This is a genomic window from bacterium, assembly GCA_020440705.1.
In the GTDB taxonomy this organism is placed as follows: Bacteria; Krumholzibacteriota; Krumholzibacteriia; order LZORAL124-64-63; family LZORAL124-64-63; genus JAGRNP01.
This window is the reverse complement of record JAGRNP010000284.1, coordinates 1-638: the sequence shown is the minus strand read 5'-3', so window position 1 is coordinate 638 and position 638 is coordinate 1. Positions and strand designations below refer to the sequence as shown.

1 protein-coding gene is annotated in these 638 nt (G+C 69.0%); it reads right to left on the bottom strand.

What is annotated here, in order from left to right; genetic code table 11:
- The coding region (locus tag KDM41_18400) for a sodium/proton-translocating pyrophosphatase (GenBank protein MCB1185396.1) at window positions 1-638 on the bottom strand (638 nt) is incomplete at both ends.

Below are 638 nucleotides of genomic sequence, written 5' to 3'. Positions count from 1 at the left end.
GCGATGCCATACAGGCCGGCCAGCGCGTAGGCCGAGAGGATGGCGGCGCAGACGAAGAGCACCGGCCAGGCGGTGGACTTCATGCTGATGCCGATGCCGGCGATGATGTTGGTGGCATGGCCGGTGGTGGAGGCCTGCGCCACGTGCTGCACCGGCTTGTACTGGGTGCCGGTGTAGTACTCGGTGATCCACACCAGGGCCGCGGTCAGCACCAGGCCCACCGCCGCCGACAGCCACAGCGCCATCGCGCCCACCGGGCCTTTGCCGCTGATCTCCACGGCTTCCGGGAACAGCATCGTGGTCACCGGGTAGAAGGCGATCAGCGACAGAACGCCGGCGATGGCCAGGCCCTTGTACAGCGCCGGCATCACGTTCTTCATCCCCGGGCTGGCCTTGACGAAGGCGCAGCCGATGATGGACGCGATGATGGACACGCCGCCCAGCAGCAGCGGGTAGATCACCGCCGCGCCGCCGGCCTTGACCATCAGCGCACCCAGCGCCATGGTGGCGATCAGCGTCACCGCGTAGGTCTCGAACAGGTCGGCGGCCATGCCGGCGCAGTCGCCGACGTTGTCGCCCACGTTGTCGGCGATCACGGCCGGGTTGCGCGGGTCGTCCTCGGGGATGCCGGCCTCGAC